At 64.4% G+C, this 2,703-nt stretch carries 3 protein-coding genes; all 3 read right to left on the minus strand.

The genetic code is table 11. From position 1 onward, the window contains the following. Window positions 1–84 precede the first annotated feature (84 nt). Window positions 85–312 (minus strand): hypothetical protein, encoded by a 228-nt coding sequence (locus ACLP9N_RS16875; RefSeq protein WP_442408495.1) that lies wholly within the window; start codon window positions 310–312, stop codon window positions 85–87. A 240-nt stretch (window positions 313–552) separates the two neighbouring features. Continuing rightward, complete coding sequence (locus tag ACLP9N_RS16880) at window positions 553–1,065, minus strand: hypothetical protein (protein ID WP_442408496.1); 513 nt, start codon at window positions 1,063–1,065, stop codon at window positions 553–555. A gap of 577 nt (window positions 1,066–1,642) precedes the next feature. After that, window positions 1,643–2,703 (minus strand): PD-(D/E)XK nuclease family protein (locus ACLP9N_RS16885; RefSeq protein WP_442408497.1); only part of this gene is annotated, 1,061 nt, incomplete at its 5' end.

Raw genomic sequence — 2,703 nt, forward strand, 5'->3', positions numbered from 1 at the left:
TGTGGCGTCGGTCGTGGCGGCCGGCTACGCAGTCCGGGGTCTGCGCCGAAGCATGCGCAGGATGCGTCGTCGCGCCGATCGTCGTCAGCAGTCGTAAGCGGCGTCGGCTCGGTCGCACGCGTGGCAGCACAGGTTGATATCGAGCGTTCCCGGAGCCGTGCCGTCTTGGCGGTGCGCAGCGTAGCCGTGCGGATTGTAGACGGACCCGTCCTTATCGACGCCGAGGTCAAGGTAGCCGTCGCCGTTGTAGCGGAGGTACTTCCAGCGGGCCATTAGTCCGCGGCCTGTCCGCTTGAACAGGACGCCCTTCATCGCCGGGGCTCTTCTGCGATCTCTTGTAGGTGGTTGAGGTTCCACCAGCCGGCAAGCAGCCTCATCGCGTCGAAGGGGACAAGTTCGCGGATCTTTGCGCCAATATTTTCGGAGTTGGTGAACGAGCCGACCTCCGCACGTGCGGGACGATGGAGCAGGACCGTGAGCGTGGATGCGGCGCTCGGACAGACTTTTGCACCCCTACCCCCTCGCCGACCGCCTCCGCTGCTGAGGGGGCATTCAGCTGGGGTGTTCGAGTTTTGTTCGGGCCTGGTCGATTTGGTCGTAGGCGTACGCCACCATCTCGGCGGTGGTCATCGTTTCACCCTTGCGGGCGAGCGATTCGTAGGCCGGGTCGCCGAGCACATCGCGCAGGTGGGCGATGGCGGTATTGATCTCGGGGAAGGCCGCTGCGGTGTGGGGGCTGATGGGGTGGCCGGCCATGGTGGCCGCCGGTTCGTGGCGTCCGAGCCGGTCGAACAGGGCGGCGAGGATCCCGAGGGTGGTGCGCACCCCGGTGGTGTTGCCCGCATCGTGGAAGTTGCCGATCGCCAGCGTGACGTAATCCAGCGCGGCCAGCGGGTCGCCATGCTCGGTCTCGAGGCCGGACAGGACGCCCGCCAGGAGTGTCTCGGCGTAGCGGTTGCCGCTGTCTCGGGCGATCACCAGGCCCCGACGCGCGGCGTCCAGCGCTCCGGCGGGATCGGCGTCGCGGAAGGCGTAGCCGTGAACGTAAAGCGCGAACGAGAGCACATACGGGTTGTGGGTGGCTTCGGCGGTGTCGATCAGGCCGTTCGCGGCGGCCCTCGCCTCCTCACCGCAACCGGCGAGCGTCAGTGCGAAGACCAGGTATGTCCTGGTGATTCCGTGGGTGTCGTGATCTCACGGCGTCAGCTCCAAGGGTCACTCGGCCAACAGGATCTGAACCGCTTCAACCAGACGGTCACGCACGTCGCTGGCGGTCATCGAACTGGCCGCTGTAGCTGACCCGGCGCCGCCCCGCTGGCGGCGAGTTGTTCCTCGGCGAACTGGCGGATCGTTTCGAACTTGTCCACCGTGCCGCCGTAACGTTTCACCACAGCAGCGGGTTGCTCGTGGAACCGAAATCTTATCGGCGTGTCGTTCGAATGTCCGAATCTCGGGCATGTCGCCTGTCGCGCAAACCGACACTGCGCCAAACAGTTTCATTGTCGCCGTGCAGACCGGCGTGTGTGGGGTGACCACCGGTCACGGGCTTTCGGTGCCGCCAACCGGCGCGACGCTAGCCAGTCTCGGCCCGCCTGTGATGATGGCGGGGCCGCGAGATCCGAGCGCATCCAGCTTGGCGCGGTCAGAATGGCCGGTGCGGGCAGGCGCTCCCGCCAGGGCAGAACGGCGACCCGCGAAGGCACCCAGAGCCAGAGACTTCGAAGGATGCGGCCTCCGCCTCGGCCTCGTGAGGCTGAGCGTTGGCCGCGTTACGTACGGCGTCTCTGAGGTTCGCGCCGTGCGTGTCCCGCCGCATGGCGGTTGTTCGGTAAGACCTATGCCCTGTGCTAGGGCGTGTTGGTGGTGAGTTGGCGAGCATGCGTTGCAGCTTGTCGACCAAGTCAACGTCGCTGATTCCAGGCCAAAGCGCCTCGGCCAAGTCGAGTACGAGCGGGCAGTCGCTGCATCCTGGAGCGCCGTCGGGTGCATCGGACAGGTCGAAGATCTGCCTCGTCCTGGCCATCGCGTGTTCCAATAGCCCCTCACCAAGCGGGATCTCGACGACACGGGCTCGGAAGCCCATGACGAAGCCATCTTCGCGACAGTTACCGCAGTGGTTTACGGCGTGGCCCTTCGTAGCCGGTTCCATGTAGACGAGCGCGAGATGGGATATCGGCCACGGGCCGCAATCAGCTGCGATGCGGGCATATGCGTTGAGTTGCACGTTGTAGCGCGGCATCAGCTTCCTGTTCTCAGCGTCACTGAAGCGTGCCGTTTTGTAGTCGGCGATTACGTAGGAACCGTCAGCGTATTTAAAAATCGCGTCGGCCATCCCGGTTAGGTGAATGCCGTACTCCGGATCGACGGTATGAAACTCGGACCAGTGTCGGGGTTCTTGATAGGCGACGATTGGCCCTAGCGGTGAAAGCCAGGCAGGCGGCACTCCGTGGGCATCAAACCACGAGTGAACGACGTCTTTCGTGTACGAATCGATTGAACTGAAGATGCTCGGAAATATCTGGAATGGCAAGTGGTGATTGAGATGCAAGGCGTCGAATTCGCCCATCAGCGCAATCACCGGACTCCCGCAGCAGAAGCTGGCGGTGAACGCGGTAGGCATGCCGGCGAGCCCGGCCCGCACCTCGAACCCGTTGGCGCGCAGTTCCTGCTGGAGCAGCGCCGAGCTCTTGTCCTCGTGATACC

The sequence above is a fragment of the Mycobacterium sp. genome (genome assembly GCF_052144515.1).
Classification (GTDB): Bacteria; Actinomycetota; Actinomycetes; order Mycobacteriales; family Mycobacteriaceae; genus Mycobacterium.